Origin of the sequence: Micromonospora sp. NPDC005806, from assembly GCF_042871425.1 — a bacterium.
Classification (GTDB): domain Bacteria; phylum Actinomycetota; class Actinomycetes; order Mycobacteriales; family Micromonosporaceae; genus Micromonospora.
This window is the reverse complement of the sequence record NZ_JBIAIL010000043.1, coordinates 14,184-40,586: the sequence shown is the minus strand read 5'-3', so window position 1 is coordinate 40,586 and position 26,403 is coordinate 14,184. Positions and strand designations below refer to the sequence as shown.

At 73.0% G+C, this 26,403-nt stretch carries 23 protein-coding genes; 4 read left to right on the top strand and 19 right to left on the bottom strand.

Features of this window, described 5'->3' with window-relative positions:
• Positions 1 to 83 precede the first annotated feature (83 nt).
• Together ACFYOS_RS30610 and ACFYOS_RS30605 are read left to right on the top strand one after the other, a co-directional pair.
• A complete protein-coding gene (locus ACFYOS_RS30610) occupies positions 84 to 1,157 on the top strand; it encodes a sugar phosphate isomerase/epimerase family protein (protein ID WP_387148965.1) in 1,074 nt (357 codons plus the stop codon).
• 108 nt (positions 1,158 to 1,265) lie between these two features.
• Positions 1,266 to 2,450, top strand: coding sequence for an ROK family protein (locus ACFYOS_RS30605; protein WP_387148963.1), 1,185 nt, complete (start codon positions 1,266 to 1,268; stop codon positions 2,448 to 2,450).
• Between the two features lie 47 nt (positions 2,451 to 2,497).
• Here the strand turns inward: ACFYOS_RS30605 and ACFYOS_RS30600 are convergent, their stop codons facing one another.
• The 18 genes from ACFYOS_RS30600 to ACFYOS_RS30515 all read right to left on the bottom strand — a co-directional run bounded on the left by ACFYOS_RS30600 (position 2,498) and on the right by ACFYOS_RS30515 (position 22,579).
• The gene (locus ACFYOS_RS30600) at positions 2,498 to 3,508 is read right to left on the bottom strand and encodes a sugar phosphate isomerase/epimerase family protein (RefSeq protein WP_387148960.1); all 1,011 of its coding nucleotides are present in this window, start codon (positions 3,506 to 3,508) and stop codon (positions 2,498 to 2,500) included.
• 192 nt (positions 3,509 to 3,700) lie between these two features.
• Entirely contained in the window at positions 3,701 to 4,765 is a 1,065-nt protein-coding gene (locus tag ACFYOS_RS30595; protein ID WP_387148957.1) for a polyprenyl synthetase family protein, read from the bottom strand.
• The gene (locus ACFYOS_RS30590) at positions 4,762 to 6,156 is read right to left on the bottom strand and encodes an alkaline phosphatase family protein (RefSeq protein ID WP_387148955.1); all 1,395 of its coding nucleotides are present in this window, start codon (positions 6,154 to 6,156) and stop codon (positions 4,762 to 4,764) included. The genes ACFYOS_RS30595 and ACFYOS_RS30590 overlap by 4 nt, the downstream gene beginning before the upstream one ends.
• The gene (gene eboE, locus ACFYOS_RS30585; protein WP_387148952.1) at positions 6,153 to 7,340 is read right to left on the bottom strand and encodes a metabolite traffic protein EboE; all 1,188 of its coding nucleotides are present in this window, start codon (positions 7,338 to 7,340) and stop codon (positions 6,153 to 6,155) included. Before eboE ends, ACFYOS_RS30590 begins: the two co-directional genes overlap by 4 nt.
• Positions 7,340 to 8,191, bottom strand: a complete 852-nt coding sequence (locus ACFYOS_RS30580; protein ID WP_387148950.1) for a TatD family hydrolase — start codon at positions 8,189 to 8,191, stop codon at positions 7,340 to 7,342. The genes eboE and ACFYOS_RS30580 overlap by 1 nt, the downstream gene beginning before the upstream one ends.
• Positions 8,191 to 8,811 carry an EboA domain-containing protein gene (locus ACFYOS_RS30575; RefSeq protein WP_387148947.1) on the bottom strand — a complete coding sequence of 207 codons (621 nt, stop codon included), beginning with the start codon at positions 8,809 to 8,811 and terminating at the stop codon, positions 8,191 to 8,193. Before ACFYOS_RS30575 ends, ACFYOS_RS30580 begins: the two co-directional genes overlap by 1 nt.
• Positions 8,812 to 8,843: 32 nt before the next feature.
• Positions 8,844 to 9,878, bottom strand: a complete 1,035-nt coding sequence (locus tag ACFYOS_RS30570; protein ID WP_387148945.1) for a sugar phosphate isomerase/epimerase family protein — start codon at positions 9,876 to 9,878, stop codon at positions 8,844 to 8,846.
• On the bottom strand, positions 9,875 to 10,804 hold the full coding sequence (locus ACFYOS_RS30565; protein ID WP_387148942.1) for an SCO3242 family prenyltransferase: 930 nt from the start codon (positions 10,802 to 10,804) through the stop codon (positions 9,875 to 9,877). Before ACFYOS_RS30565 ends, ACFYOS_RS30570 begins: the two co-directional genes overlap by 4 nt.
• Positions 10,801 to 11,949, bottom strand: coding sequence for an inositol-3-phosphate synthase (locus ACFYOS_RS30560; RefSeq protein WP_387148939.1), 1,149 nt, complete (start codon positions 11,947 to 11,949; stop codon positions 10,801 to 10,803). The genes ACFYOS_RS30565 and ACFYOS_RS30560 overlap by 4 nt, the downstream gene beginning before the upstream one ends.
• A gap of 215 nt (positions 11,950 to 12,164) precedes the next feature.
• A complete protein-coding gene (locus ACFYOS_RS30555) occupies positions 12,165 to 13,370 on the bottom strand; it encodes a Gfo/Idh/MocA family protein (RefSeq protein ID WP_387148937.1) in 1,206 nt (401 codons plus the stop codon).
• A 20-nt stretch (positions 13,371 to 13,390) separates the two neighbouring features.
• The gene (locus ACFYOS_RS30550; RefSeq protein WP_387148935.1) at positions 13,391 to 14,443 is read right to left on the bottom strand and encodes a substrate-binding domain-containing protein; all 1,053 of its coding nucleotides are present in this window, start codon (positions 14,441 to 14,443) and stop codon (positions 13,391 to 13,393) included.
• Positions 14,444 to 14,535: 92 nt separating this feature from the next.
• Positions 14,536 to 15,645, bottom strand: coding sequence for an ABC transporter permease (locus ACFYOS_RS30545; protein WP_387148932.1), 1,110 nt, complete (start codon positions 15,643 to 15,645; stop codon positions 14,536 to 14,538).
• Between the two features lie 40 nt (positions 15,646 to 15,685).
• Positions 15,686 to 17,197 carry a sugar ABC transporter ATP-binding protein gene (locus ACFYOS_RS30540; protein ID WP_387148990.1) on the bottom strand — a complete coding sequence of 504 codons (1,512 nt, stop codon included), beginning with the start codon at positions 17,195 to 17,197 and terminating at the stop codon, positions 15,686 to 15,688.
• Between the two features lie 128 nt (positions 17,198 to 17,325).
• Complete coding sequence (locus ACFYOS_RS30535) at positions 17,326 to 18,504, bottom strand: ROK family protein (RefSeq protein ID WP_387148930.1); 1,179 nt, start codon at positions 18,502 to 18,504, stop codon at positions 17,326 to 17,328.
• Positions 18,505 to 18,711: 207 nt separating this feature from the next.
• A complete protein-coding gene (locus ACFYOS_RS30530) occupies positions 18,712 to 19,791 on the bottom strand; it encodes a YihY/virulence factor BrkB family protein (protein WP_387148928.1) in 1,080 nt (359 codons plus the stop codon).
• 64 nt (positions 19,792 to 19,855) lie between these two features.
• Entirely contained in the window at positions 19,856 to 20,662 is an 807-nt protein-coding gene (locus tag ACFYOS_RS30525; protein ID WP_387148925.1) for an ABC transporter permease, read from the bottom strand.
• Between the two features lie 11 nt (positions 20,663 to 20,673).
• A complete protein-coding gene (locus ACFYOS_RS30520; RefSeq protein ID WP_387148923.1) occupies positions 20,674 to 21,468 on the bottom strand; it encodes an ABC transporter permease in 795 nt (264 codons plus the stop codon).
• Positions 21,469 to 21,622: 154 nt separating this feature from the next.
• Complete coding sequence (locus tag ACFYOS_RS30515) at positions 21,623 to 22,579, bottom strand: helix-turn-helix transcriptional regulator (protein WP_387148921.1); 957 nt, start codon at positions 22,577 to 22,579, stop codon at positions 21,623 to 21,625.
• A gap of 74 nt (positions 22,580 to 22,653) precedes the next feature.
• Here ACFYOS_RS30515 and ACFYOS_RS30510 point away from each other — a divergent pair, with 74 nt between their 5' ends.
• Positions 22,654 to 23,787, top strand: a complete 1,134-nt coding sequence (locus tag ACFYOS_RS30510; protein ID WP_387148987.1) for an epoxide hydrolase family protein — start codon at positions 22,654 to 22,656, stop codon at positions 23,785 to 23,787.
• A gap of 121 nt (positions 23,788 to 23,908) precedes the next feature.
• On the top strand, positions 23,909 to 25,078 hold the full coding sequence (locus ACFYOS_RS30505) for a winged helix DNA-binding domain-containing protein (protein ID WP_387148919.1): 1,170 nt from the start codon (positions 23,909 to 23,911) through the stop codon (positions 25,076 to 25,078).
• 354 nt (positions 25,079 to 25,432) lie between these two features.
• Here ACFYOS_RS30505 and ACFYOS_RS30500 read toward each other — a convergent pair whose 3' ends face one another.
• Entirely contained in the window at positions 25,433 to 26,365 is a 933-nt protein-coding gene (locus ACFYOS_RS30500; protein ID WP_387148916.1) for an ABC transporter ATP-binding protein, read from the bottom strand.
• Positions 26,366 to 26,403 lie beyond the last annotated feature (38 nt).

Here is a 26,403-nt window from a genome sequence, read left to right as displayed (position 1 = left end):
GGGTGGGGCCGCCGTGGCCGCGGCGGCCCCACCCCACCTTCTTCCTCCCACACCACCAGCACCGTGAGAAAGGCAGTCAGGACATGAACGACACATCGCACGGCATGAGCCGCCGCCGGATGCTCGGCACCATCGCCGGGGCGGCGGGCGCCGTCGCCGTCGGCGCCGCCGGGCTCGCCCCGTCGGCCGCCTTCGCCGGCAACGGACTGCTCGTCCCCACCGGCAAGCGGGGCATCATCCTCTACAGCGTCCGCGACCGGATCGGCGCCGCCGACGACGGCAGCGGAGTGCCGTTCGGGTTCGAGCGGGTCCTCGGCCGGCTCGCCGAGATCGGCTACCAGGAGGTCGAGTTCGCCGGGTACACCCAGCACACCTCGATCCTCGGCCGGCAGATCACCCCGCAGGAGATCCGCAAGATCCTCGACGACAACGGGCTGCGCGCCAACGGCTCGCACGCCTCGGTCCCGGGCACGGTCACCCCGACCACCATCGCCCAGTTCGAGCAGACGCTGGACACCGCCGAGATCCTAGGCATGACACACATCGGCACCGGCAGCGACCCGACCGGCAGCAACTACAAGGCCGACTGGGACGCCGCCGTCGACCGGTGGAACACCTTCGGCGAGATGGCCGCCGCCCGGGGCCTGAAGCTGTACACGCACAACCACGACGCGGCGTACAACTTCCTGCTCGACAGCGGCCCGCTCGACGCGCAGGGCCGGCCGACCCGGTCCTCCGGCGTCCGGAAGCTGGAGTACTTCATCGCGCGGACCAACCCGGAGTGGGTCTGGTTCGAGATGGACATCTACTGGGCGCACGTGGCGCGGTACCGGTTCCGTAGCTACACCGACCCGGACGGGGTGACCCAGACCAGCATCTTCGACCCGCTGGCCGTGGTCGCCGCCCAGCCGATCCGGTTCCCGCTGTTCCACGCGAAGGACGGCAAGATCAACACGAGCACCACCAACGGGTACGACATGGTGCCGCTCGGCCAGGGCGACATCGACTACGGCAACTTCTTCGCCAACATGGGCGCCAAGGGCTACCACAACCCGATGTGGGAGCAGGACACCGCGCCCGGTGGCAGCGCCGACCCGGGCCGGTCGCTGCGCTACGCGGAGATCAGCTACCAGCACATGGCGAGCCTGCGGGGCTGACCCGATTCCCTAGCACACAGGGGGCCGCATCCGGCGAAACCGGGTGCGGCCCCCTCGCGTCACACGGTGGTGACACTCGTGTGGCAGATTCGGGGAGAGGTGATGGCGATGACCATGGTCGGACCGGAGAACGCGGACCAGGCGCGGCTGCTCCGCCTGCTGCGCGACGACGGCCCGCGCTCGCGGGTGGAGCTGGCCGACGCCCTGGGCCTGCCCCGGGCCCGGTTCACCGCCGAGGTGGACCGGCTGACCGCGCAGGGCCTGGTGGAGAGCGCCGGTCCGGCCGCATCCCGGGGCGGTCGCCGGTCGTCCCTGCTCCGGATCGCCGGGCAGGTCCGGTTCGGCGCGGTGGTTGTCGGCGACGGGCGGCTCGATGTGGCGCTCACCGACGGCGAGCTGACCGTGCTCGCCCACCACGGCGAGCCGGTCGACGTACGGCTCGGGCCGGAGGCGGTCGTGGGGCGCGCGATCGAGCTCCTGGGCAAGCTGCGCGCCGAGGCGGGGCTGGCCCGGCTGACCGGGGTCGGGGTGGCGCTGCCGGCGCCGGTCGCGGTGCGGGACGGCGCCCCGGTCTCCCCGCCCGCCCTCCCCGGCTGGCACGGGTTCCCGGTCCGCGACACCATCGTCGCCGAGCTCGGCTGCCCGGTGCAGGTCGACAACGACGCCAACGTGATGGCGCTCGGCGAGCGGCACGCCGGCACCGGCCGGCCGTTCGACGACTTCCTCTACGTCAAGCTGGGCAGCGCGGTCGGCTGCGGGCTGGTGCTCGGCGGGGCGCTGTACCGGGGCGCGGCCAGCGGGGCCGGCGACATCGGCCACCTGCAGCTCACCGAGGACGGGCCGCGCTGCGTCTGCGGCAACACCGGCTGCGTCGAGGCGTACTGCGGAGATCCCGCCCTGGTGCGGGAGGCGGTGAGCGCGGCGCGGAGCGGGCGCTCGGCGGCGCTGGCCGCGCGGCTGTCCGGGGACGGCGCGCTGACCATGGCCGACGTGGCCGGGGCGGCGACCGAGGGGGACCCGACCGCGCAGACCCTGGTCCGGGACGCCGCCCGCCGGCTCGGCCAGGTGCTGGTCGGCCTGGTCAGCTTCGTCAACCCGGCCATCGTGATCATCGGCGGCGCGGCCCCGGGCATCGGGCCGGTCCTGCTCGCCGAGATCCGCGGCGTGGTCTACCGGCGTTCGACCCCGCTGGCCACCGGGAGCATGCCGATCGTCCTCTCCGACCTGGCCGACCGGGCCGGCCTGGTCGGCGCGGCGCGCCTGGTCAGTGACCAGGCCTTCGCGGCCTGCTGAGGGTCGGTCCCGGGGCCGGCGAGGCCGGCCCCGGGGCACGACACGGGTCAGTCGCGGTTGCTGCTGAACGCGGCGTCGAAGGCGGCGGCGGGGGCGTCGAAGGCGAGCCGGCGGACGAACTGGAGCGCCTCGGGCGCCCCGACCAGCCGGTCCATGCCGGCGTCCTCCCACTCGACGGAGATCGGGCCGTCGTAGCCGATCGCGTTCAACGCGCGGAAGCAGTCCTCCCACGGCACGTCGCCGTGCCCGGTGGAGACGAAGTCCCAGCCGCGGCGCAGGTCCGCCCAGGGCAGGTGGGAGGAGAGCCGCCCGCGCCGGCCGTCGCCGGTACGCACCTTCGCGTCCTTGCAGTCGACGTGGTAGATGCGGTCGGCGAAGTCGAAGATGAAGTTGACCGGGTCCAGCTCCTGCCAGACGAAGTGCGACGGATCCCAGTTCAGCCCGAACGCGGGCCGGTGGCCGATCGCCTCCAGGGTCCGCTTGGTGGTCCAGTAGTCGTAGGCGATCTCGCTCGGGTGCACCTCGTGGGCGAAGCGCACGCCCACCTCGTCGAAGACGTCGAGGATCGGGTTCCACCGGTCGGCGAAGTCCTGGTAGCCGCGCTCGATCATGGCCGGCGGCACCGGTGGGAACATCGCCAGGGTGTGCCAGATCGACGAGCCGGTGAAGCCGATCACCGTCCGTACGCCCAGCTTCGCCGCGGCCCGCGCGGTGTCCTTCATCTCCTCGGCGGCGCGGCGGCGTACGCCCTCCGGCTCCCCGTCGCCCCAGATCCGGGCGGGGAGGATGTCCTGGTGCCGCTCGTCGATGGGGTGGTCGCAGACCGCCTGCCCGACCAGGTGGTTGGAGATGGCGAAGACCTGGAGGTTGTGCTTGGCGAGGGTGGCCCGCTTCCGGTCCACGTACGAGTCGTCGGCGAGCGCCTTGTCCACCTCGAAGTGGTCGCCCCAGCAAGCGATCTCCAGGCCGTCGTAACCCCACTCGGCGGCGAGCCGGCAGACCTCGTCGAACGGAAGATCGGCCCACTGGCCGGTGAAGAGCGTGATGGGTCGCGCCATTGTCCTTCTCCCCTGTCGTGATGGGGGATTCCGTAGCGACCGGGGCGAGGGCGACCGGGTGCGGGCGACCCGATGGAGCACCGGTGGGCGCGGTCGCGCCTGGGCCCGACGGGTTGCGCCTCCCGTCGGGTCACCGGCCACCTCGCGGTCGCCGTCCTCACTCTAGGTGGGCCCGGCCCGGCACGGAAGATGTCATCGGGTGCGGTCGACCGCGCGGCCCGCCAGCTCGGCCAGGGCGACCCGCGCCGGCCCGGCCAGCGGCAGCCGCCCCAGCGCGGCCAGGGCGGCGTCGGCGCGGGCGCGGATCATTCTCTCCACCGCCGCGCGGGCCCCGACCGCCTCGACGATCCCGCGGATCTCGGCGGCGCCCGCCTCGTCCAGGGTGGGACGGCCGACCAGCGCCCGCAGCCGCGCCGCCCGGACCGGGTCGGCCGCCTCCCGGGCCAGCGCCATCAGCACCGTCGGCTTCCCCTCGCGCAGGTCGTCCAGGTTCGACTTGCCGGTGACCGCCGGGTCGCCGAAGACGCCGAGCAGGTCGTCGCGGAGCTGGAAGGCGTCCCCGAGCGGGTCGCCGAACGCCGCCAGGGCCGTCACCGTGCCGGCGTCGGCGCCGGCCAGGGCGGCGCCGATCTGCACCGGACGGGTCACCGTGTAGCGGGCCGTCTTCATCCGGACCACCGCGAGGGCGGTGGCCACCGAGCCGTCGCCGGCGGCGGAGGCCACGTCCAGGTACTCCCCCGCGATCACCTCCGCGCGCATCCGGGCGAAGACGGCGAAGCCGCGGCGGACCCGCGCGGGTGCCAACCCGCAGCCGTGGAACATCTCCCCGGACCAGGCGGCGCAGAGGTCGCCGCAGAGCAACGCCGCGTCCCGGCCGTACGCCTCGGGGTCGCCGCGCCAGCCGGAGCGGGCGTGCAGGTCGGCGAAGACCCGGTGCATCGAGGGGCGGCCGCGCCGCACGTCGCTGCGGTCCAGGATGTCGTCGTGGATCAGGGCGAAGGCGTGGAAGAGCTCCAGCGCGGCCGCCGCGACCACGATCGGCTGCCCGTCCGGGCCACCGAAGCCGCGCCATCCCCAGTAGCAGAACAGGGGCCGCAGCCGCTTGCCACCGGCCAGCACGAACCGGCGCAGCGCGGCGTACACGGCCCCCGTACCGTCGTCCGACCGACCCAGCTGCCCGTGCAGGAACGCGGCGAGCGCGGCGTCGAAGCGGCCCCGCAGCAGGGCCGGGTCGGTCGGTGCGACGGCAAGGGTCACGGCGCCTCCCGGGCCAGTCCGGCGAGCTGCAGCAGCAGGGCCTTCACGTCGGTCGCGGCGACCCGGTCCCGGGCCGCGGCGGGGTCGGAGCAGAGCAGCACCGGCCCGTCGGCCGGATCGGCGGGCAGCCGGCCGTGCGAGCCGCGGACGGCCCGCGCCCCGGCGTCCAGCCCGACCACGCTCATCAGGTAGCGCATCCCGAGCTTCTTGCGGGCCAGCGCCACCGCCGCCCGGCGCTTCGCCGCGCCCGGGGCGGCCGGGTCGAAGAACAGCTCGGCCGGGTCGTAACCGGGCTTGCGGTGGATCTCCACCAAGCGGGCGAAGTCGGGCGCGCGGGCGTCGTCGAGCCAGTAGTAGTAGGTGAACCACGCGTCCGGCTCGGCCACCAGCACCAGCTCACCGGAGCGGGGATGGTCCAGGCCGTACCCGGCCTGGCCGGCCACGTCCAGCACCTCGGCCACCCCGGGCAGGGCGGCGCAGAGCTTCGCCACCGCCGGCACGTCGGCCGGGTCCTTGACGTAGACGTGCGCCACCTGGTGGTCGGCGACCGCGAAGGCCCGGGACGTCCACGGGTCCAGGTACTCCATCCCGGCCTGGGTGTACACCCGCAGCAGTCCCTCGGCGCGCAGCAGCCGGTTGACGTCGACCGGGCGGGAGACGTCGGTGATGCCGTACTCGGAGAGCGCCACCACGGTGGCGTCCCGCTCGCGGGCGGCGTCGAGCAGCGGCGCGAGCACCGCGTCCAGCTCGGCCGCCGCGGCGGCGGCCTGCGGCGAGGACGGCCCGAAGCGTTGCAGGTCGTAGTCGAGGTGCGGTACGTAGACCAGGGTCAGGTCGGGGGCGTGGTCGGCGAGGATCCGCTCGGCCGCCCGGCAGATCCACCGGGACGAGGGCAGCCCGGCGCCCGGCCCCCAGTAGGTGAAGAGCGGGAAGGTGCCGAGCGCACCGGTGAGCACGTCGTGCAGCTCCGGCGGATCGGTCCAGCAGTCCGGCTCCTTGCGCCCGTCCGCGTGGTAGACCGGGCGCGGGGTGGCCGTCCAGTCCACGTCGGCGCCCATCGCGTACCACCAGCAGACGTTGGCCACCCGGTAGCCGGGCTCGACCCGGCGGGCCGCCTGCCACACCTTCTCCCCGCCGACCAGCGCGTTGTGCTGCCGCCAGAGCAGCACCTCGCCGAGGTCGCGGAAGTACCAGCCGTTGCCGACGATGCCGTGGCCCGACGGCGGTTCGCCGGTGAGGAAGGTGGACTGCACCGAGCAGGTGACCGCGGGCAGCACGGTGCCGAGCTCGGCTTGGAAACCGGCCTCGGCCACCGCGCGCAGCCGGGGCATGTGCGCCAGCAGCCGCGGGGTCAGCCCCACCACGTCGATGACCACCAGTCGCTGGCTCATCGCGCCACCCCCGCGGGCGTGGCCAGCCCGAGTCCGGCCAGCTCGTCGCGGACGACGGCCAGCTCGGCGGCGATGCCGGCGGCCAACTCCGCGTCGGTGCGCGGCCGCCGCGCCTCCGGCAGCACCCCCCAGGTGTACGTCTCGACGTCGAGGTGGTCGCAGCCGGCGACCGGTCCGGCGTAGAGCGCGGCGAGGGCGTCCCGCAGCACCGGCATCGTGGAGCGCAGCGGCGGCTCGGGCGGCGCGTGCAGTGGCACGTGGTAGTGCACCCGCCACGCCCCGGGCAGCCGCGCGTCGAGGGCGGCGTCCAGGTCGTCGGCGGCGTACGCCGGGTCGGCCGGGTCGGCGGCGCCGGCGCAGCCGGCCGCCCGGGTCTGGTGCAGGAAGCGCGGCTCGACCCAGCGGCGCAGCGCCTCGGCCGAGCCGGCCGGGTCGGTCGCCTCGACGGCGGCGGAGACCTGCACCTTGACCACGGGCAGCCCGGCGGCCCGCAGCCGGCCCAGCGCCTCCACCGGCTCCTCCCAGGCACAGGCGAGGTGCGCCAGGTCCAGGCAGATCCCGAGCCGGTCGGTATCCATGGCTGACAATACCTCGCGCGCCTGTCCCGTGGACTCCACCAGGCAGCCCGGTTCCGGTTCGAAACCGACTCGGACGGTCCGGCCGGTCTCCCGTTCCACCGCGGCGAGCCCGGCGGCCAGTTCGTCGAGGCGGCGGCGGGCGGCGTCGGCCCGGTCCGCGTCCCACGGCGTACGCCAGGCCAGCGGCAGGGTGGACACCGAGCCCCGGGCCGCGTCGTCGGGGAGCAGGTCGGCCAGCACCCGGGCCAGGTGGAGGGTGTACCCGAGCCGCTCCGGGGTGGTCCAGTCCGGGTGGTACACGGCACCCTTCACCACCGGCGCCTGGAAGGCCGCGTACGGGAAGCCGTTGAGGGTGACCACCTCGAGCCCGCGTACGGTCAGCTCGTGCCGGAGCCGGCGGCGGGCCCCCGGGTCGGCGGCCAGTTCGGCGGCGACCGGGGCGGCCAGCCAGAGCCCCAGCCCGAGCAGGTCGGCGCCGAGCGCCCGCCGGACGCCGACCGCGTACGTGTCGAGCTGGGCGAGGACGCCGGCCAGGTCCTCGGCCGGGTGGACGTTGGTGCAGTAGCCGAGGTGGACGGTGCTGCCGTCGGCATGCCGGAACCGCATCACTCGCCCCCGCGCAGGATGGAGTTGCCGGCGAAGGTGGGGGCGAGGGCGTCCAGGTCGGTGAGGTCCAGCCGGCCGGACTGGCCGTAGAACTCCACCGGGTTGCGCCAGAGCACCCGGTCGACGTCGTCCTCGGTGAATCCGGCGAGCAGCATCGCCTCGCCGGTGGCCCGGGTGAGCAGCGGGTCGGAGCGCCCCCAGTCGGCGGCCGAGTTGACCAGCATCCGCTCGGTCCCGTACGTCTTCAGCAGCTCGACCATCCGCGGCGGGGACATCTTCGTCTCCGGGTAGATGGAGAAACCCAGCCAGCAGCCGGTGTCCCGGACCAGCTTCACGGTGACCTCGTTGAGGTGGTCGACCAGCACCCGGCCGGGTTCGATGCCGGACTCGGCGACCACCGCCAGGGTGCGCTCGACACCCCAGGCCTTGTCCCGGTGCGGGGTGTGCACCAGGGCGGGCAGGTCGTGCGCGACGGCCAGCGCGAGCTGCCCGGCGAACGCGGCGTCCTCGGCCGGCGTCATCGAGTCGTAGCCGATCTCGCCGACCGCGACCACGCCGTCCTTGTCCAGGTAGCGCGGCAGCAGGTCGAGCACCGGGCGGCAGCGCAGGTCGTTGGCCTCCTTCGGGTTCAGCGCGACGGTGGCGTGGTGCCGGACGCCGAACTGCCCGGCCCGGAACGGCTCCCAGCCGACCAGCGAGTCGAAGTAGTCGACGAACGAGTCGACGCTGGTGCGCGGCTGGCCGAGCCAGAACGCCGGCTCCACCACCGCGCGTACCCCGGCGGCGGCCATCCGCTCGTAGTCGTCGGTGGTCCGTGAGGTCATGTGGATGTGCGGGTCGAAGATGCGCATCACGCCTCCCTGGCGGTGGTGGGGTGCGAGCCGGCGCCGAGCCGGTCCAGCAGGTCGGTGGCGTCGGCGGGCATGGTCCGGCCGGCCGCGTGCCGTTCGGCGGCGAGTCCGGCCAGCATCGCCCCCAGCTCGCCGTCCGCCCGGCCGTTCAGGTCGTCGACGACGGCCAGCGGTACGCCGGTGAAGACGCACTTGAGTACGGCCTGCCGCCAGGCCGCCTGTTCCAGGTGCCGGGCGTACAGGCCGAGCGCGGCGGCGACCAGCCGGGTGTCGTTGGTGCGGATCGCGTCGTGCAGCAGCGGGACGCACTCGGCCCCGATCGGCAGCAGCGGCAGCGCGCGGAGCACGGCCCGCTTCTCGGCGGCGTCGCCGTGCCGGTAGAGGGAGTCGGCCACCTTCGCGTGGTCGGCGGGCAGGGCGGTGAGCAGCAGCGCCCGGGCGGCGTCGTCGGCCGTCCAGCCGGGCGCGTCGGGCAGCGGCGCCCGACCGCACCGCCGGGCGGCGGTGGCGAAGAGCCGCGGGATCGCCGTGGGTTCGGTCGCGACGCGGCGCAGGGCGGCGTCCAGCCACTGCGGATCGGGTACGCCCCGCAGCGCGGCGCGCAGTCGGTCGGGTGTCATGCGGTCTCCCCTCTGAGCCGGGTGGCAGGTGGTCAGCCACCGCCTTTGCTCTGCTGCCCCCCACGCAACACCGCCGGTCCGGAAGTGTTGCCTCCGCCGCAGCAGAGCAAAGGGGCCGAGTCGTTGGTCTCGTGCTGATCGCTCCCGCCGGCGCCCGGAGCGGTGCCGACCGCCGCGCCGACGGCACCCGCCGCGGCTGTCGCGGCGACCGCGCGACCGGCGGTCCGGGCGGCGGTCTGCAGGAACTCGATCGACCGGGCGGCCACGGCCGGCGCGGCGTGCGAGTGCCGGGGCAGCTCCACCGCCACCAGGCCGCGGTAGCCAGCGTCAGCGAGGGCGCGCAGCACCGGCGGGAAGTCGATCTCGCCGTTGCCGAACTCCAGGTGCTCGTGCACACCCCGGCGCATGTCGTCGATCTGCACGTTGACCAGGTGGTCGGCGACCGCCGCCACGCAGTCGGGCACCGGCGCCGGCTCCAGGCAGCGGCAGTGTCCGATGTCGAGGGTGATGCCAAACCCGGGCGGCGCGCCGAGCGCGTCCCGCAGCCGCTGCCAGCCGGCGATGTCCTCGACCAGCATGCCCGGCTCCGGCTCGAAGCCGAGTGGCACGCCGGCCGCCTCGGCCTCGGCGCAGACCGTGGCGCAGCCGGCGACCAGCCGGTCCCAGGCGACGGGCTCCGGCACCTCGGGCGGGCGTACGCCGGCCCAGCAGGAGACCGCCTCCGCGCCCAGGTCCGCGCCGATCCGCGCGGCCCGGCGGAGGAACTCGATCCGCAGCGTCGGGTCGTCGTGCAGCAGCGTCGGCGCGTGCTTGTGCCACGGGTCGAGCAGGTAGCGGGCCCCGGTCTCGACCACCACGGCCAGACCGAGCGCGTTCAACCGGCGGGCGACGGCGGTCACCCGCCCGGCCAGCCCGGGCGTGAACGGGTTCAGGTGGTCGTGGTCCAGGGTGAGCGCGACTCCCTGGTAGCCGAGGTCGGCGAGGACGGCGAGCGCGTCGTCGAGCCGGTGATTGGCGAACCCGTTGGTCCCGTACCCGAAGCGCAGGGCCGCCGCCTGGGCGGTCATGTCGGCGAGATCAGTCGGGCCAGGCGGCGCCCGAGCGGCGCGGCGGCGGCGACGGCGAGGCCGAGCAGCCGGGCGCCGGCCCGGGCGGTCAGCGCGCCCTGCAACGCGGGCAGCCCGGTGATGCCCGCGCCGACGGCGGCGCGCACCCGGGGCGGCGACGGGTCGGCCAGCACCCGGGCCTGCGCGGCCCCGTAGCGGGTGGCGTAGCCGGCGGCCAGCGCCACCGGCACCGGGTCGGCGCGGCCCAGCGCGGTGGCCGCGACCAGGGCGGTGCCGGCCAGGGTGGCCTGCGGCAGCCGCCGGTCCGCGCCGGAGACCTCGCGCCGGGAGAGCGCGGTGACGGTCCAGGTGTGCGCAGCCACGGTCAGCGCCGCCGGCAGCGCCCGGACCAGCCCGACCGAGGAGCTGACCGGTCCGGCGGCCGCCGAGAAGCCCCGGCGCCCGGACGGACGGGACGCGCCGGATCGGCGCGGCGCCGGCCCGGCGGTGGTCGCGCCGAGCAGCACGTCGAGGCCCCGGCAGGCGGCCATCACGGCGGGACCGGCGGCGGTGTTCTTGGCGACCAGGTCGTACCCCCAGATCGCGGCGGCCAGCGGGACCGCCACGGTGGCGGCCCGGCGCCCTCCGGCGGCGGTGGCGAGGGCGAGCCCCGCGGCGGTCAGGCCGGCGGCGACGCCGAACGCGGCGGCCGGGTGGACCCGGCCGGACGGGATCGGCCGCTCGGGACGCTCGACGGCGTCGAGCCTCCGGTCGGCCCAGTCGTTGCCGGCCATGCCGGCCCAGTAGAGCAGCACCGACGCCCCGGCCAGCGCGGGCGTACGCCGGCCCAGCGCGCCGGCCGCCGCCGCGCCGGCCAGCACGTCTCCCGGTACGGAGAGCGCGGCGGGCGCCCGGACCAGTTCGGCGAGGTCGGCCAGGCGGGTCATCGGCCCGACCCGGCGTGCAGCCCGGCGACGAACTCGCGGAGCAGGGTCCACTGTTCGGCCAGCGCGTGGGTGGGCGCGTCGATCCCGTCCTTGAAGAAGAAGGCCAGCTCGGTCAGCGGCCCGGTCCGCCCGACGGCGTGCGCGGCGGCGGTGAGCCGGGCCAGGTCCAGCACCAGCGGGGCGGCCAGCGCCGAGTCGCAGCCGTGCCAGGTGAACTCCATCCGCATCCCGGTGCCGAGGAAGCCGGCGAAGGTGATCAGGTCCCAGGCGGTCTTGAAGTCGCCCAGCTCCTCCACCTGGTCGATCCGGGTGTCGCCCTGCGGGACGTAGCCGAGGGTCTCCCCGAGCACCCGCTGCTTGCTGGCCACCTTGGCCGCGTTGGCGGCCGGCTCGGCGAGCGTGGCGCCGTCCCCGCCGCCGAGCAGGTTCACCCCGGACCAGGAGCGCACGGCCAGGTGCCGCATCGCGAACATCGGCGCGAGCACCGACTTGACCAGGGTCTCCCCGGTCTTGCCGTCGTTGCCGGCGTACGGCAGGCCACGCTCGGCGGCCAGCTCGGCCAATGCCGGCAGCCGGGCCCCGGTGGACGGTGTGAAGTCGACGTACGGGCAGCCCGCGGTGAAGGCCGCGTACGCGTACCGCGAGCTGGAGGGCAGCACCTCGGCGGGGCCGGCCAGCGCTTCCCGCAGCGCGGCGAGGTCGTGGTGGGCCGGGTGTGCGGCGGCGATCGGTTCGGTGGCGGAGACGTTGACCACCACCACCCGGTCGAGCGCGTGCCGGTCCCGGAAGTCGGTCAGGTCGCGGACCACGGCGGCGACCCGCTCGGCCTCGGTGCCGCCGGTCGGGGCGGGGCGCAGCGCCTCCTCGACGCCGGCCAGGTCCCCGGTGAGGGCGTCGACCAGCCGGCCGGGCAGCACCCCGGCGGCGGCGAGCGCCTCGGCCCGTTTGGTCAGCGGCGTGGCGACCACGTCGTGGCCGCCGAACACGAGGTCGGCGAAGGCCGGCAGGGCCGGGCCCCGCAGCTCGGGCAGCTCGGTGACGCAGCCGGTCGGGCGGGTGAGCCCGGCCCGCAGGGCCAGCGCCCCGACGATGCTGGTGGTCGCGACCGAGCCGCGCGCTCCCACCAGCCAGACACCCGTACGCATCGTTTTTCCTCCCCGTCGTCGGGCCGGTCGCCGGTGCGGCCGGGGAATCCCGGTCCGGCCGCACCGGACGGCCGTGCTGGTCGTGCCGCCGGACGTTTCCGGTGGCACGCTCCCCGGGGTCGACCTCGTTCCCGCCGTGGGGCGCAACCACGGCGGCCCTCGCCGGTCGGCTCCGGAAAGCCTCGTCGGGCGGCGCCGGGCGGCGCCGCGTCGGATCAGGCGGCCAGTTCGGCCAGCGCGGGCTCCACCTCCGTCCAGGCGGCCAGCTCTGCCGAGCGGGTCACCGCGTCGAGCACGAGCTGGACCTGCAAGGCGTCGGCGAACGACGGCGTCGGGTCGGTGCCGGTGGCGACCGCCTCGACGAAGTCGCGCATCTGGTGGGTGAAGGAGTGCTCGTAGCCGATGATGTGGCCGGGCGGCCACCAGGCCGACATGTAGGGGTGTTCCCCCTCGGTCACCAGGATCCGGGTGAAGCCCTGCTCGGCCGCCGGTCGGGTGGCGTCGTAGAACTCCAGCTCGTTGAGGCGTTCCAGGTCGAACACCACGGTGCCGAGGGACCCGTTGATCTCGACCCGGAGCGCGTTCTTGCGGCCGGTGGCGAACCGGCTCGCCTCGTACGTGGCGAGCGCACCCCCGTCGAGCCGGGCCACGAAGACCGCTGCGTCGTCCACGGTGACCTGGCCCATCGCCTGGCCGTTGCCGTCGGCCTGCGCGGCCAGGCCGCTCGACCCGGCCGGCAACGGCCGCTCCTTGACGAAGGTTTCGGTCGCCGCGCTGACCCCGGTGATCCGCTGCCCGGTGACGTACTGGGTGAGATCGATGATGTGCGCGCCGATGTCGCCGAGCGCGCCGGAGCCCGCCCTGTCCTTCTGCAACCGCCAGACCAGGGGGAACTGCGGGTCCACGATCCAGTCCTGAAGGTAGACGGCACGGACGTGCCGGATCTCCCCCAGCCGCCCGTCGGCGACGAACTGCCGCATCATGGTCACCGCGGGCACCCGGCGATAGTTGAAGCCGCACATCGCCCGTACCCCGGCGGACCGGGCCTGGGCGGCGGCGGCGGTCATCTGCCGGGCCTCCTCGACGGTGTTGGCCAGCGGCTTCTCGCAGAGCACGTGCTTGCCGGCGGCCAGCGCGGCGATGGCGATCTCGCAGTGACTGTCGCCCGGTGTGCAGATGTCGACCACGTCGATGCCGTCGGACTCGACCAGCCGTCGCCAGTCCGTGGTGTGCCCGTCCCAGCCGAGCCGGTCGGCGGCCGCGGCCACCTTCGGTTCGTCCCGGCCGCAGATGAGCGACATCCGCACCCGCGCCGGCAGGTCGTACACGCGGTTCACGGTGCGCCACGCCTGGGAATGCGCGGCGCCCATGAACGCGTAGCCGACCATGCCGACCCGCAACAGTCTGTCGTGAGTGGACAAGCTGGGTCTCCCCCCGTGTGTCAGAACCCGAGCTTCAGGTAGTTGCTCACGTTCTCCTTGGTGATCGTCTCGGAGGCGAGCACGATCTCCTTCGGAACCTGGAGCTCCACCAGGTCGGACATGCCCTTGCTCTGGCCGATGAGCCGGGCCAGCGAGATGGCCGAGGAGGCCATCGACGGGCTGTAGGTGACGGTCGCCTTCAGGACGGTGTTGTCGGCCTGGATGTCCTCCATGGCCTTCTTCGAGCCGGCGCCGCCGACCATGAAGAACTCCTTGCGGTTGGCCTGGTTGACCGCGGCGAGGACACCGATGCCCTGGTCGTCGTCGTGGTTCCAGAGCGCGTCGATCTTGGGCAGCGCCTGGAAGAGGCCGGTGGCGGCCTGCTGGCCCGAGTCGGCGGTGAACTCGGCCGGGCGGCGGTTGGCCACCTTGAGGCCCAACGACGCCAGGGTGTCGGCGAAGCCCTTGGACCGTTCCTGGGTCAGCTCCAGCGAGTCGATGCCGGGGATCTCACCGATGACCGGGTTGCTGACGCCCTTGGCCTTGAGCTGCTCGGCGATGTAGGTGGCGGCGGCCACCCCCATGCCGTAGTTGTCGCCCTTGATCTGGAGCCGGTAGGCCCGCGCGTCCGGGAAGGCCCGGTCCAGGTTGACCACCGGGATGCCGGCCTTCATCGCCTCCAGGCCGAACGCGTTGAGCTCCTTGCCGTCGTGCGGCAGCAGCACGATCACGTCCGGCTTCTGGGAGATCAGGGTGGACAGCGCCGCGCGCTGGGCCGCCGCGTCCGCGCCGGCCTCCACGCTCTTGAGCTCCACGTCGGAGTACGCCGCGGCCTGCGCCTTGGCGTTGTTGGTGATGGCGGCGATCCAGCCGTGGTCGGCGGCCGGGGCGGAGAAGCCGATGGTCACCTTCTTGCCGGGTTCGTTGTTGCCGCCGGTCGCGGCGGCCTTCGTCTGGGCGGCGGTGGGAGCCTGCTCGTTGCTGGTGCAACCGGCGAGCACTACGCCGGCGGAGAGCGCGGCCCCGCCGAAGAGCAGCCGGCGGCGCGACAGGTCGCGACCCTGCGTTGTCATGACGGCCTCCTGAATGAGGTGGTGGGGTGAAAAAGGGTGTGCTGGTCCCGGCCACCGTCGCTGTCGAGGTGGCCGCCGGTGTTTCGATCGGATCAGGTGGTGGTGGCCCGGTTCCGGCGGAGGAACTGGGTGAGGCTGCCGAACTGGACCTGCTGGACCAGGACGGCGGCGACGATGATGCCGCCCTTGACCATGTTCTGGGCCTCGGCGGAGAGGTTGTTGATGGCGAACAGGTTGGTGATGGTGGAGAAGATGATCACGCCGAGCAGGGAACCGATGATGGTGCCCCGCCCGCCGCTGAGCAGCGTGCCGCCGATGATCGCGGCGGCGATCGCGTCCAGCTCGTAGAGGTTGGCCATCGCCGCCTGGGCGGAGGTGGCCTGCGCGGTCAGCATGATCGCGGCGATGCCGCAGCAGAGGCCGGAGAGCGCGTAGAGCATCAGGGTGTGTCGCTTGACGTTGATGCCGGCGAGCCGGGCCGCCTCCGGGTTGCCGCCGACCGCGACGGTACGGCGGCCGAACGTGGTCCGGTTGAGCAGCACCCACCCGGCGGCCACCACCGCGATCAGGATGTAGACCAGCAGCGGGATGCCGAGCAGGTCCGTGCTGGCGATGCCGTTGATGAAGGAGTTGTCCGAGACCTGGGTCTGCTTGTCGGAGATCTCGGCGGCCAGGCCGCGGGCGGCGACCAGCATGGCCAGCGTGGCGATGAACGGCACCAGCCGCCCGTACGAGATGAGCAGCCCGTTCACCACGCCGACGGCCAGGCCGACGGTGAGCGCGCTGAAGATCATGCCGCCGGCGCCGTAGCTCTGGGTGGCCACCGTGGTGGACCACACCCCGGCGAGCGCGACGATCGCGCCGACCGACAGGTCGATGCCGCCACCGATGATCACGAAGGTCATCCCGACGGTGACCACCCCGACCACCGAGGCGAGCTTGAGGATGGTCAGCGTGTTGCCCCACACCCAGTTCGCGTCGCCGTAGAGGTCGGGCCGGGTGAGGATGCCGATGACGACCAGCACCACCAGGGTCGCCAGCAGGCCGAGGTTGCGTCGGGCACCCTCCCCGCCGTCGCCACGCCACCAGGAGAGCCGGGCCCGCGGGTCGGCCTTCGCCGTCTCCGCCGGGTCGACCGGCGGCGACTGGGCCGGCAGCCCCGCCGCCCGGTCCGGCGCCGCGGTGGGTGTCATCTCGCTCATGCCGCCTCCATCCACGCGTCGATCTGGGCGCCTCGCTCGGTCATGCCGGCGCGCCTTCCATGAGGGACCCCGCCATGACGAGGTCGAGCACGGTGTTCTCGTCCAGTTCGCCGGCCGGGGCCTCGCGAACCAGCCGGCCCTCCCGCATCACCAGCACCCGGTCGGCCAGGCCGAGCACCTCGGGCACCTCGCTGGAGACCAGCAGCACCCCGACGCCCCGCGCGGCGAGTTCCCGGATGACCTGGTACAGCTCGGCCCGGGCGCCCACGTCCACGCCCCGGGTCGGTTCGTCGAGCAGCAGCAGCCGGGTGTCCCCGAGCAGCCACCGGCCGACCACCACCTTCTGCTGGTTGCCGCCGGAAAGCGTCCGCACCGGCCGGCGTACGTCCCGGGGGCGCAGCTCCAGAGACGCGGCGATCCGGTCCGCCTCGGCCCGTTCCCGTCCGGCGTCGGTGAACCCGAGGCGGGCATACCGGCCGAAGGTGGCCAGGGTGACGTTGCGGTAGATCGGCTCGCCGAGCAGCAGCGCCTGGCTCTTGCGCTCCTCCGGGGCCATGCCCATGCCGGCCCGCACCGCCGCGCCGACGTTGCCCGGGCGCAACGCCCGCCCGTCCATCCGGACCGTGCCGGCCTGTGCGCGGCGGGCGCCGTAGATGGTCTCCAACAGTTCGGACCGGCCGGAGCCGACCAGGCCGGCGATGCCGACGATCTCCCCGGCCCGCACGGCCAGCGACACGTCGGCGAACTCGCCGTGCCGGGTCAGCCCGTCGACCGACAGCAGCTCCGCGCCGGCGGAGTCGTCGACGGGGCGCTCCGGAAAGACGTACTCGATGGTCCGCCCGGTCATCCGGGAGACCAGGTCGCGGGTCGGCGTCTCGCGGGCCGGCAGGTTCGCCGCGGTGGTCCGGCCGTCCTTGAGTACGGTCACCCGGTCGCCGATCTCGCGGATCTCCTCCAACCGGTGCGAGATGTAGATGACCGCGATGCCCTGCGCGCTGAGCTCCCGGATGATCCGGAACAGGTTGCCCACCTCGTCGTGGGCGAGCACGGCGCTCGGCTCGTCCATGATGATCAGTCGGGCCTCGTGGGAGAGCGCCCGGGCCATGCTGACGATCTGCTTGCCGGCGGCCGGCAGGTGACGGACCAGCCGGCCGGGCGGGATCTCCGGGTGGCCGAGCCGGGCCAGGATCTGCCGGGTACGCCGGGCCATGTGCCCGCGCCGGACGAAGCCGAGCCGGCGCGGCTCGTGGCCGAGGAAGGCGTTCTCCGCCACCGACAGGTCCTCGACCAGGTCGAGTTCCTGGTAGATGGTGGCGATCCCGGCCCGCATCGCGGCCTGCGGGTTGGCGAAGGCCGCCGGCTCGCCGCGCCACTCGACCTCGCCCGAGTCCGGCCGGTGCACCCCGGCGAGCACCTTGATCAGGGTGGACTTGCCGGCGCCGTTCTGCCCGAGCAGGCAGTGCACCTCGCCGGCCCGCACCTCGAGCTGCACCCCGTCCAGCGCGCGTACCCCGGGGAAGGTCTTGACCACGTCGGTCAGGCGCAGGACCATCTCGCCCGCGACGGTGTCGGCCGGGGCCTCCACCAGTGGTGCGTTCGTCACGTCGGCCTCCTCGCTGCGGTCGGTCGGTCCCGGGCCGGCCGGTCCCCCTTCGCGGACCGGGTCCGCGTCGGCGGCGCTCATGCCGCTTCTCCGAAGGCCAGGTCGCTGGCGAGCACGGCGGCGCCGGCGACCCCGGCGCGCGGGCCCAACTCGGAGAGGACGACCGGCAGGTTGCCGGTGGCCAGCGGCAGCGACCGGCGGTAGACCACGCTGCGGATCTCGGCGAGCAGGATGTGACCGAGCTGGGCGAGCCCACCGCCGATCACGATCATCGACGGGTTGGTGAAGCTGACCAGCCCGGCCAGCACGCTGCCGACCCGGCGGCCGCCGTCGCGGATGAGCTGGATGCAGCTGACGTCCCCCTCGGCCGCCCCCTGCGCCACGTCCAGCGCGGTCACCGTGCCCCGGGCGTCCAGCCGCTCGGCGAGCGCCGGGGAGAGCCCGGCGCGGGCCGCCGCGGTGGCCTCCCGGGCCAGCGCGGCGCCGCTGAACACCGCCTCCAGGCAGCCGAGGTTCCCGCAGGAGCACATCGGACCGTTCGGGTCGACCTGGATGTGGCCGATGTCGCCGGCACACCCGTCGGTGCCCCGGTAGACCTCGCCGTTGAGGTAGATGCCGCAGCCGATGCCGGTGCCGATCTTGATGAAGAGGAAGTCGTCCACCGAGTGGGCGACGCCACCGTGCCGCTCACCGATGGCCATGATGTTCACGTCGTTGTCCACCACCGCCGGGCAGCCGTGCTCCCGGGTCAGCAGCTCCCGGACCGGGAACCGGTCCCAGCCGGGCATGATCGGCGGCGAGACCGGCACCCCGTCCCGGAAGCTCACCGGACCGGGCACGCCGATGCCGACCGCGTCGAGCCGCTCGTACGCCCCGTCCACCTTGGCCTTGTGCAGCAGCTCGTTGACCCGTTGCAGGGTCACCTTCGGGCCCGAGCGGATGTCGGCCTGCTCGGTGTAGGCCGCCACCGGCTCCAGCCGGCCGTTCACCACCTCGACGTCGATCGAGCTGGCGCCCAGGTCGACGGCGGCGAAGCGCAGGTGCGGGCTGAGTTCGACCAGGGTGGAGCGTCGGCCGCCGCGGGACGCGGCCAGCCCCGCCTCGGCGACGTAGCCGAGGCCGACCAGCCGGTCCAGCTCGGTGAGGAGGCGGGGGCGCGGCATCTGCAACCGGTCGCCGAGTTCGGCCCGGGACACCGCCCCCTCGTCCCGGAGCGTTCGGAGTAGCTGTACGTGCAGGGGGTCCACCGTCCGCACCGGGACTCACCTCCGCATCGGAGTCGTTCACATCGACGCAACGGCGATGTGTCGTGTCCGACACAGTAGGAGCCTTCGGGGCGACGTGTCCATAGCTTCGGCACATCCAGTCCAAACTTTTGTCCATCTGAGCAAAAGCACGGAGTGGATCAAGAAAAGGACTCCGCCCCGTCGCGCGGACGCGACGGGGCGGAGGCGACGCACCGCTCAGCGGCGGGTGGCGGCGTTGTGCTTCTTCTTCAGCTTGCGGTCGTCGCGCAGCTCGACGTACGGCTCCTCCTCGGGCGAGTGCCCCGCCTCGATGGCGCGGCTGCGCTCCAGCTCGGCGTCGAACTCCGCACCGAGCAGGATGGCGAGGTTGCTCAGCCAGAGCCAGACCAGGAAGATGATCACGCCGGCGACGGCCCCGTAGGTCTTGTTGTACGAGGCGAAGTTGCTGACGTAGAGGGCGAAGAGGCCGGAGATCACCACCCAGATCACCACGGCCAGCAGGCCGCCGGGGCTGACCCAGCGGAAGCCGCCCTGCCGGGCGTTCGGCGAGGCCCAGTAGAGGATCGCGAAGATCAGACTGACCAGCACCAGCAGCACCGGCCACTTGACGACGTTCCACACCGTCACCGCGGTCGAGCCGACCCCGAGCGCGCTGCCCGCCTGCTCGGCGAGGCCGCCGGTGAACACCACGATCACGGCGCTGGCCAGCAGCATCAACCCGATCACGGCGGTGACGCCGAGCCGGATCGGGAGCGTCTTCCAGATCGGCCGCCCCTCCGGCACGTCGTAGATGCTGTTCGAGGCCCGCATGAACGCGGCGACGTACCCGGAGGCGGACCAGAAGGCGGCCAGCAGGCCGATGATGGCGGCGATGCTCGCCAGGCCCCCGGAGGTGCCCGCCTGCTCGATCGCCTTCTCGATGATCTCGCGGATGTTCTGCTCCGGCACCGCCTGGTTGATGGTGTCCTTGACGCCTTCGGTGGCACCGTTGCCGAGTAGGCCCAGGACGGAGATGAGGACCAGCATGCCCGGGAAGATCGACAGCACCCCGTAGTAGGTGAGTGCGGCAGCCCAGTCGGTCAGGTTGTCCTCCTGGAACTCCCGGACCGTACGCTTCAGCGCCGCTGTCCAACCGGTGCCCGGCAGCTGCAGCGGGCTCTCCGGCCCGTCGCCCGGGCCGACCGGCCCGGAGCGGTCCCGGCCGGCGAGGCCGGCGGCGCCGCTGCGGGCCCCGGTCGCGGCGCCGGAATCGTCGCGGTCGCGCCGGCTGCGGGCGGAAGACTCGTCGGAGGCCATCGCCACTCCCTCGTCGTCGAAATTGTCCTCTCGACATGCCCAGCGGGAGCGGGCGGTTAACCACCTACTTGTAGAGCAACCGCCCCATCCGTCGGGACGCCAGCGCCAACATCCCGCCGGTCAGCGCCACCAGATAGGCCACGTCCAACAGCCACGACCAGCCGGACGCCCCCACCGAGATCCCGCGGATCAGGTGCACCGACCGGTAGAGCGGGCTCAGCTCGACCACCCACCGCAGCACGGCCGGATACGCCTCGGCCGGGACGAAGGTGCCGGAGAAGAGGAAGAGGGTGAACTGGGCCGACCCCATCAGGTCGAAGTCCTGCCAGCTGCGCATGAGGGTGGAGACGGTCATGCCGAGCGCGCCGAACGCGAAGCCGACCAGCACCGCGGCCGGGAACGCGACGGCGCCACGTGCCGCGGTGGTCAGGTCCATCACCACCATGATCACCAGGAAGGCGGCCGAGTAGAGGCTGCCCCGGATCATCGCCCAGCCCAGCTCGCCGAGGGCGATCTCGAACGGCTGCACCGGGGTCGCGATGACCCCGTCGTACAGCTTCATGTACTTCATCTTCCCGAAGAAGTTGAAGGTGGTCTCGGCGAGCGCGCCGCTCATCGCCGACGAGGCCAGCATCGCCGGGGCCACGAACGCCGCGTACGACACCACCTGCCCAGTCGGCAGGGTGAGGTCACCGACCAGCGCGCCCACCCCGACCCCGATCGAGAAGAGGTAGAGCACCGGCTCCAGGAAGCCGGAGAGCAGCACCAGCCAGTACGCGCTCTTCAGCGCGGCCAGGTTGCGCTCGGCCACCGAGGCGGAGCGGCGCACCTCCGCGGAGCCGACCAGCCGGGGCAGGACGAGACCGACCACGACATCCTCCCCTAGACGACGAGCGAACGGTGGAACACCCGCCGGGCCAGCAGCCAGCCGGCGACGGCCCAGGCGGCGAGGTAGAGCAGGTGACCGGTGACCGACCACTGCGGCGCGACGCCGAGCGTGGCGGCCCGGCAGAGGTCCACGCCGTGCCATAGCGGGGTGACGTACGCGAGCTGGCGCAGCCCGCCCGGCAGCGACTCCACCGGGAAGAACACCCCGGCGAAGAGGGTCATCGGGATGATCGCGAAGCGGAACAGCAGGGCCAGGTAGCTGTCGCTCGGCACGGCGGCGCTGAACGCGAAGGTCGGCGCGGCGATCGCCAGACCGAGCAGCAGGCCGACCGGCAGGACAGCCACCGCCCAGGGCGAACGCAGCGCCCCGAACAGGGCCGTTACCAGTAGGAACGCCGCCGTGGTGGTGAGCACCCGGAACAGCACGAAGGCGAGGTGGCCGGCGAGGATGTCGCCGATCCGCAGCGGCGCGGCGACCTGCGCGTGGTAGGTCCGGATCCACTTGAAGTTGCTGTGCACCGGCCAGGTCGACTCGGCGACCGCGGTCTGCAAGGCGGTGGAGGCGATCAGGCCGGGCACCAGCCAGTCCAGATAGGGCACGCCGCCGACGCCGCGGTCCACGTACGCCCCGACGCCGAACCCGAAGCCGACCACGGTGAGCACCGGTAGCAGGAAGGACGAGAAGACGCCCGCGCGCCAGGTGCGCCGGTAGCCGACCAGGTAGTGCGCGAGCACCGCCACCGCCGGCACCCGGGGCACCACCGGCCCGGCCCGCTCCGCCACGCTCACCGCGACCACCCCTGTTCTCCGCCCACGTCGGCCTTCGTACCGCGTGGGTACGACAGGCCGCCGGCCACCCTACGACGGGCCACCGACGCCGTCGCGCGAGTTTCCCGTTCCGCGCGCACCCGCCACCACTCGGACGTCAGATCGACACCTTTGCTCAGAACGTCTCGATGGCCTCGGTCAATCGGGTGGTGAGGTCTCGGATGTGTGCGATGAGCTCGGGTGGCTGGTGGATCCGGAAGCGGAAGCCGAACAATGCGACGTAGACGGCGATTTCGTCGAGGGAGTTGGATCCGGTGTGCAGGATGCAGGTGTGCGAGTCGACGGCCTCGATGACACCGACGGTGGGCGGGATCCGTTCGGCGGCGGTCTCGGCCGGCACATACAGCGTGATGCGGGCCTGATAGCGGTAGGGAGCGGTGGAGACACCGTGCGCGAGGTAGCCGGCGAGGTCGACGTCGGGTGCCTGTCGGGGTGTGAAGCGAGGGCCGATCGGGATGCGGGGACGGATCCGGTCGACCCGGTAGGTGCGCCAGTCGCGCCGGTCGGTGTCCCAGCCCACCAGGTACCAGCGCCGGCCGGTGTGGACCAGCCGGTGAGGTTCGGTGTCGCGTACCGAGTCGGTGCCGTCGTGGCTGCGGTAATCGAAGCGGAGCCGTTCGTGCTCGCGGCAGACGGCAGCGACGACGGTCAGCACGTCCGGGTCCACGGTGGGGCCGGCGGCAGGAACCGTGACGGTGACCGAGTGCAGCAGGTTGACCCGGTGGCGTACGCGCGACGGCAGTACCTGTTCGAGCTTGGCCAGTGCGCGTAGCGAGGTTTCCTCGATGCCGGTGACCGTGCCGCTGGCGGCGGTACGCAGCCCGATGGCGACGGCGACGGCCTCCTCGTCGTCGAGCAGCAGCGGCGGGAGCTTCGTTCCGGCGCCGAGCCGGTAACCGGCCGCACCGGGGGTGGCGTGCACCGGGTAGCCGAGGTCGCGCAGTTTCTGAATATCGCGGCGCACGGTCCGCACGTCGACGGCAAGACGTTGCGCCAGGTCGGCGCCGGTCCAATCGCGCGGGGTTTGCAGCAGCGAGAGCAGGCGCAGCAGCCGGGCGGAAGTTTCCAACATTCCCCAAGTCTGCCAGTGAGCTAGGGCGGGAGCTGTCCTAGCCCGTCCGTAGCGTGGTGCTCATGAGCGAACAGATCACCCCGTTCCGGATCGAAATTCCCCAGGATCGCCTCGACGACCTGCGCCACCGGCTCGCCCACACCCGTTGGCCGGACGAGGTGCCCGGCGCCGGCTGGGAGGCCGGGGTGCCGCTGGATTACCTGAAAGATCTGGCCGACTACTGGCAGACCAAATACGACTGGCGCGCCCACGAGGCACGGCTGAACGAATTTCCCCAGTTCACCACCGTCATCGACGGACAGAACGTGCACTTCCTGCACGTGCGTTCGCCCGAGCCGGGGGCGGTGCCGCTCATCCTCACCCACGGCTGGCCCGGCTCGGTCGTGGAGTTCATGAAGATCATCGGCCCGTTGACCGATCCCGTCCGGCATGGCGGCGACCCCGCCGACGCCTTCCACGTCGTGGCCCCGTCGCTGCCCGGCTTCGGCTTGTCCAGCCCGCTCGCCAGCCCTGGCTGGGACACCAGCCGGGTGGCCCGCGCCTGGGCCGAGCTGATGAACCGCCTCGGCTACCACCGCTACGGCGCGCAGGGCGGCGACACCGGGGCGGTCGTCTCCCCCGAACTCGGCCGCATCGACCCCGATCATGTGATCGGCGTGCACGTCAACAACCTGGGCACATTCCCCTCCGGCGATCCGGCCGAGCTGGTCGGCCTCACCGAGGCCGACCAGGCCCGCCTCGCGTTCATGACGACCTGGGGCCGGGACATGAGCGGGTACGCCATCGTCCAGTCAACCCGGCCGCAGACCATCTCGTACGCTCTCACCGATTCACCGGTCGGGCAGCTGGCGTGGATCGTCGAGAAGTTCAAGGAATGGACCGACCCGAGCGCCGGCCTACCCGAAGACGCTGTCGACCGCGACCTGATCCTCACCGACGTTTCGGTGTACTGGCTGACCGGCACAGCCGGATCCGCCGCCCGCATCTACTACGAGGGCGCCCGCACCTGGGGCCAGGTCCAGCCACGCTCACCAGTACCGACCGCGGTGGCGGTGTTCCCCAACGACATCACCATCCGGCCCCTCGCCGAGCGCGACCACAACGTGGTGCACTGGGCCGAATTCAGCCGCGGCGGGCACTTCGCCGCCATGGAAGCACCCGACCTCCTGGTCGGCGACGTGCGGAAGTTCTTCCGCCAGTTCCGCTGACGGCAGCCAGACAGGCGGACGTTTCGCCGGCCCGGACCGCCCGATCCGGGCCGGCGGGACAGTCACGGAACCCGAATTGCGTGACCGCCCACCCGAACCACGACACCGAGAGGCGTGCTCGATGACCAACCGTTCCACCGTGGTGCCGCGGCTGTCCTGGCCCGATGTGTGGGGCCGGCGGCTCGACCGGCACGGGCTGTCCGCTCCGGTACGCGGCCGACCAGCCGATGCCGTTGCCGCCATGTGCGGCGCGCACGCTCAAATGCTCTCCGCCGCTGAGGTGTCCATCGGGCTGCGCGTAGCCGGTGCCACCCGCAACGACATCCGCAACGCGCTGTGGGGCGAACGCAGCCTGGTCAAGACGTTCGGCCCCCGCGGTACCGTGCACCTGCTACCGGCGCGTGAGCTGCCACTGTGGACCGGTGCGCTCGGCGCGTTGCCACCATCCTCGAACAGCATGCCCGCCGACGCGCGGTTGACCCCTGACCAGGCCGACGAGGTCGTCGCGGCGGTGGCGGAAGCACTGGCAGACGCGGAACTGACCATCGGCGAACTCACCGCGGCAGTAACCGCCCGCACCGACTCCTGGGCCGCCGACCCGGTGGTGCCGGCGTTCGGGGGCATGTGGCCGCGCTGGCGACAGGCGATGCACCTTGCCGCACACCGCGGCGCGCTGTGTTTCGGCCCGAACCGGGGGCGGAAGGTCACCTACACCAGCCCGCAACGGTGGCTGCCAGGATTCCAGCCTGCCCCGGCACCGGACGCCCTCGCCGGCCTGGTCCGGCGCTACCTGCACGTGTACGGGCCGGCCACACCGCAGCAGTTCGCGCAGTGGCTGTCCGCACCTCGCCGCTGGGCGACCCAGTTGTTCGACTCCCTCGCCGGCGAATTGCAACAGGTCGATGTCGCCGGCACTGTCGCCTGGGTCCCGGCCGGCGACACCGCGCCGGCACCCGTGCCACCGCACGGGGTGCGGCTACTGCCGTACTTCGACGCCTACACCGTCGGCTGCTATCCCCGTGAGCGGCTCTTCCCCGGACCTGCCGCGCAACGCGCGCTCTCCGGCGGCCAGGCTGGCACCTTTCCGGTACTGCTCATCGACGGCACCGTTTCCGGCATCTGGCACTACCGCCGCTCCGGACGCAAGCTGCACATCACGGTCGAACCGTTGACCGCGCTCACCGCTGCCGAGCGCCAAGAACTTGACGACCAGGCGCGGCGTATCGGGGAGATTCCCGACGGCGAACCACGGTTGACCATCGGCACCGTCACCACAGGCGGCCACGCGTAGGGAACCGATGCCGGCGCGGCACGGTGGCACCACCCGGACGGCCGCGGATCCGGCGGTCACCGATCGTGACCCCTCCCCCGCCGGCCAAACCCCTATCCGCTCGCGAGGGGGTGGTGTGGTGGACGGGGATCGAGTACGAAGAACCAGCTCCTCGGCTTTCCCGGGCCGAGTGGCCCGGTGAAGGGGGACGCTCGGGCGACACTGCCGATCACTTTCCGTGTCGGAGCCCCCGGGCCGCTGGCATGTCACTCTCGGTTAGCAGGTCAGCACCGGCCGGGCGATCGGGGCCGGACCGACCAAGCTCCACCGGAAGCCCTGGCCAACCGCTTCCTGACCTGGGCCAGAGCCCGTTGATCAGTCGACCAGGGTGCGGCCGGTGAGGTGGAGGAAGACGTCCTCCAGGCTGCTGCGCCGGACCAGGACGCTGGCCGGCACGAGACCGCGCGCGGACACCTCGGCGACCGCCGTGTCGCCGTCGGCCACGTAGAGCAGGATCCGGTCGGGCAGCACCTCGACCCGCTCCCCCAGGCCGCCCAGCTTGCCGGCGAAGGCCTCCTGCGACTCGGCGGCGAAGCGCAGCTCCACCACCTCCCGGGTGGAGTGCTGCTCGATGAGGGCGCGTGGCGACCCCTCGGCGACGATCCGGCCGCCGTCCATCACCACCAGCCGGTCGCAGAGCTGCTCCGCCTCGTCCATGTAGTGCGTGGTGAGGACCAGCGTGACGCCCTGCTGCTTGAGCCGGAACAGCCGCTCCCAGACCAGGTGCCGGGCCTGCGGGTCGAGCCCGGTGGTGGGCTCGTCGAGCAGCACGATCTCCGGCTCGTTGACCAGCGCGCGGGCGATGGTGAGCCGGCGCTTCATGCCACCGGAGAGCGGCTCGACCTTGCCGTCGGCACGCTCGGTGAGCTGGACGAAGTCGAGCAGCTCGTTCGCCCGCTCCCGGGCCACCCGACGGGGGATGCCGAAGTAGCGGGCGTAGGTGGTCAGATTTTCCCGGACGGTCAGCTCGGGGTCGAGGTTGTCGAGCTGGGGACAGACGCCGAGCCGGGCGCGGATCGCGGGGCCGTCGCGGACCGGATCCATGCCGAGGATGCGCAGCTCGCCACCGGTAGGCGGGGAGATGCAGCCGATCATCCGCATGGTGGAGGACTTGCCCGCGCCGTTCGGTCCGAGGAAGCCGAACGCCTCCCCGGGGCGGACCGCCACGTCGATGCCGTCGACGGCGGTGAAGTCGCCGAACCGCTTCACCAGCCCCCGTGCCTGGATGAGTGGTTGAGCAGTGGTCACCGGCCGACCCTAACGGCCGGGTCCGACACTCCCCACCG

What these genes read in the sequence shown, in the direction of transcription:
- ACFYOS_RS30610 (WP_387148965.1), top strand. Translation starts at nt 84, where the DNA reads ATGAACGACACATCGCACGGCATGAGCCGCCGCCGGATGCTCGGCACC.
- ACFYOS_RS30605 (WP_387148963.1), top strand. Translation starts at nt 1,266, where the DNA reads ATGACCATGGTCGGACCGGAGAACGCGGACCAGGCGCGGCTGCTCCGC.
- ACFYOS_RS30600 (WP_387148960.1), bottom strand. Translation starts at nt 3,508, where the DNA reads ATGGCGCGACCCATCACGCTCTTCACCGGCCAGTGGGCCGATCTTCCG.
- ACFYOS_RS30590 (WP_387148955.1), bottom strand. Translation starts at nt 6,156, where the DNA reads ATGAGCCAGCGACTGGTGGTCATCGACGTGGTGGGGCTGACCCCGCGG.
- eboE (WP_387148952.1), bottom strand. Translation starts at nt 7,340, where the DNA reads ATGCGGTTCCGGCATGCCGACGGCAGCACCGTCCACCTCGGCTACTGC.
- ACFYOS_RS30580 (WP_387148950.1), bottom strand. Translation starts at nt 8,191, where the DNA reads ATGCGCATCTTCGACCCGCACATCCACATGACCTCACGGACCACCGAC.
- ACFYOS_RS30575 (WP_387148947.1), bottom strand. Translation starts at nt 8,811, where the DNA reads ATGACACCCGACCGACTGCGCGCCGCGCTGCGGGGCGTACCCGATCCG.
- ACFYOS_RS30570 (WP_387148945.1), bottom strand. Translation starts at nt 9,878, where the DNA reads ATGACCGCCCAGGCGGCGGCCCTGCGCTTCGGGTACGGGACCAACGGG.
- ACFYOS_RS30565 (WP_387148942.1), bottom strand. Translation starts at nt 10,804, where the DNA reads ATGACCCGCCTGGCCGACCTCGCCGAACTGGTCCGGGCGCCCGCCGCG.
- ACFYOS_RS30560 (WP_387148939.1), bottom strand. Translation starts at nt 11,949, where the DNA reads ATGCGTACGGGTGTCTGGCTGGTGGGAGCGCGCGGCTCGGTCGCGACC.
- ACFYOS_RS30550 (WP_387148935.1), bottom strand. Translation starts at nt 14,443, where the DNA reads ATGACAACGCAGGGTCGCGACCTGTCGCGCCGCCGGCTGCTCTTCGGC.
- ACFYOS_RS30545 (WP_387148932.1), bottom strand. Translation starts at nt 15,645, where the DNA reads ATGAGCGAGATGACACCCACCGCGGCGCCGGACCGGGCGGCGGGGCTG.
- ACFYOS_RS30540 (WP_387148990.1), bottom strand. Translation starts at nt 17,197, where the DNA reads ATGGTCCTGCGCCTGACCGACGTGGTCAAGACCTTCCCCGGGGTACGC.
- ACFYOS_RS30530 (WP_387148928.1), bottom strand. Translation starts at nt 19,791, where the DNA reads ATGGCCTCCGACGAGTCTTCCGCCCGCAGCCGGCGCGACCGCGACGAT.
- ACFYOS_RS30515 (WP_387148921.1), bottom strand. Translation starts at nt 22,579, where the DNA reads ATGTTGGAAACTTCCGCCCGGCTGCTGCGCCTGCTCTCGCTGCTGCAA.
- ACFYOS_RS30505 (WP_387148919.1), top strand. Translation starts at nt 23,909, where the DNA reads ATGACCAACCGTTCCACCGTGGTGCCGCGGCTGTCCTGGCCCGATGTG.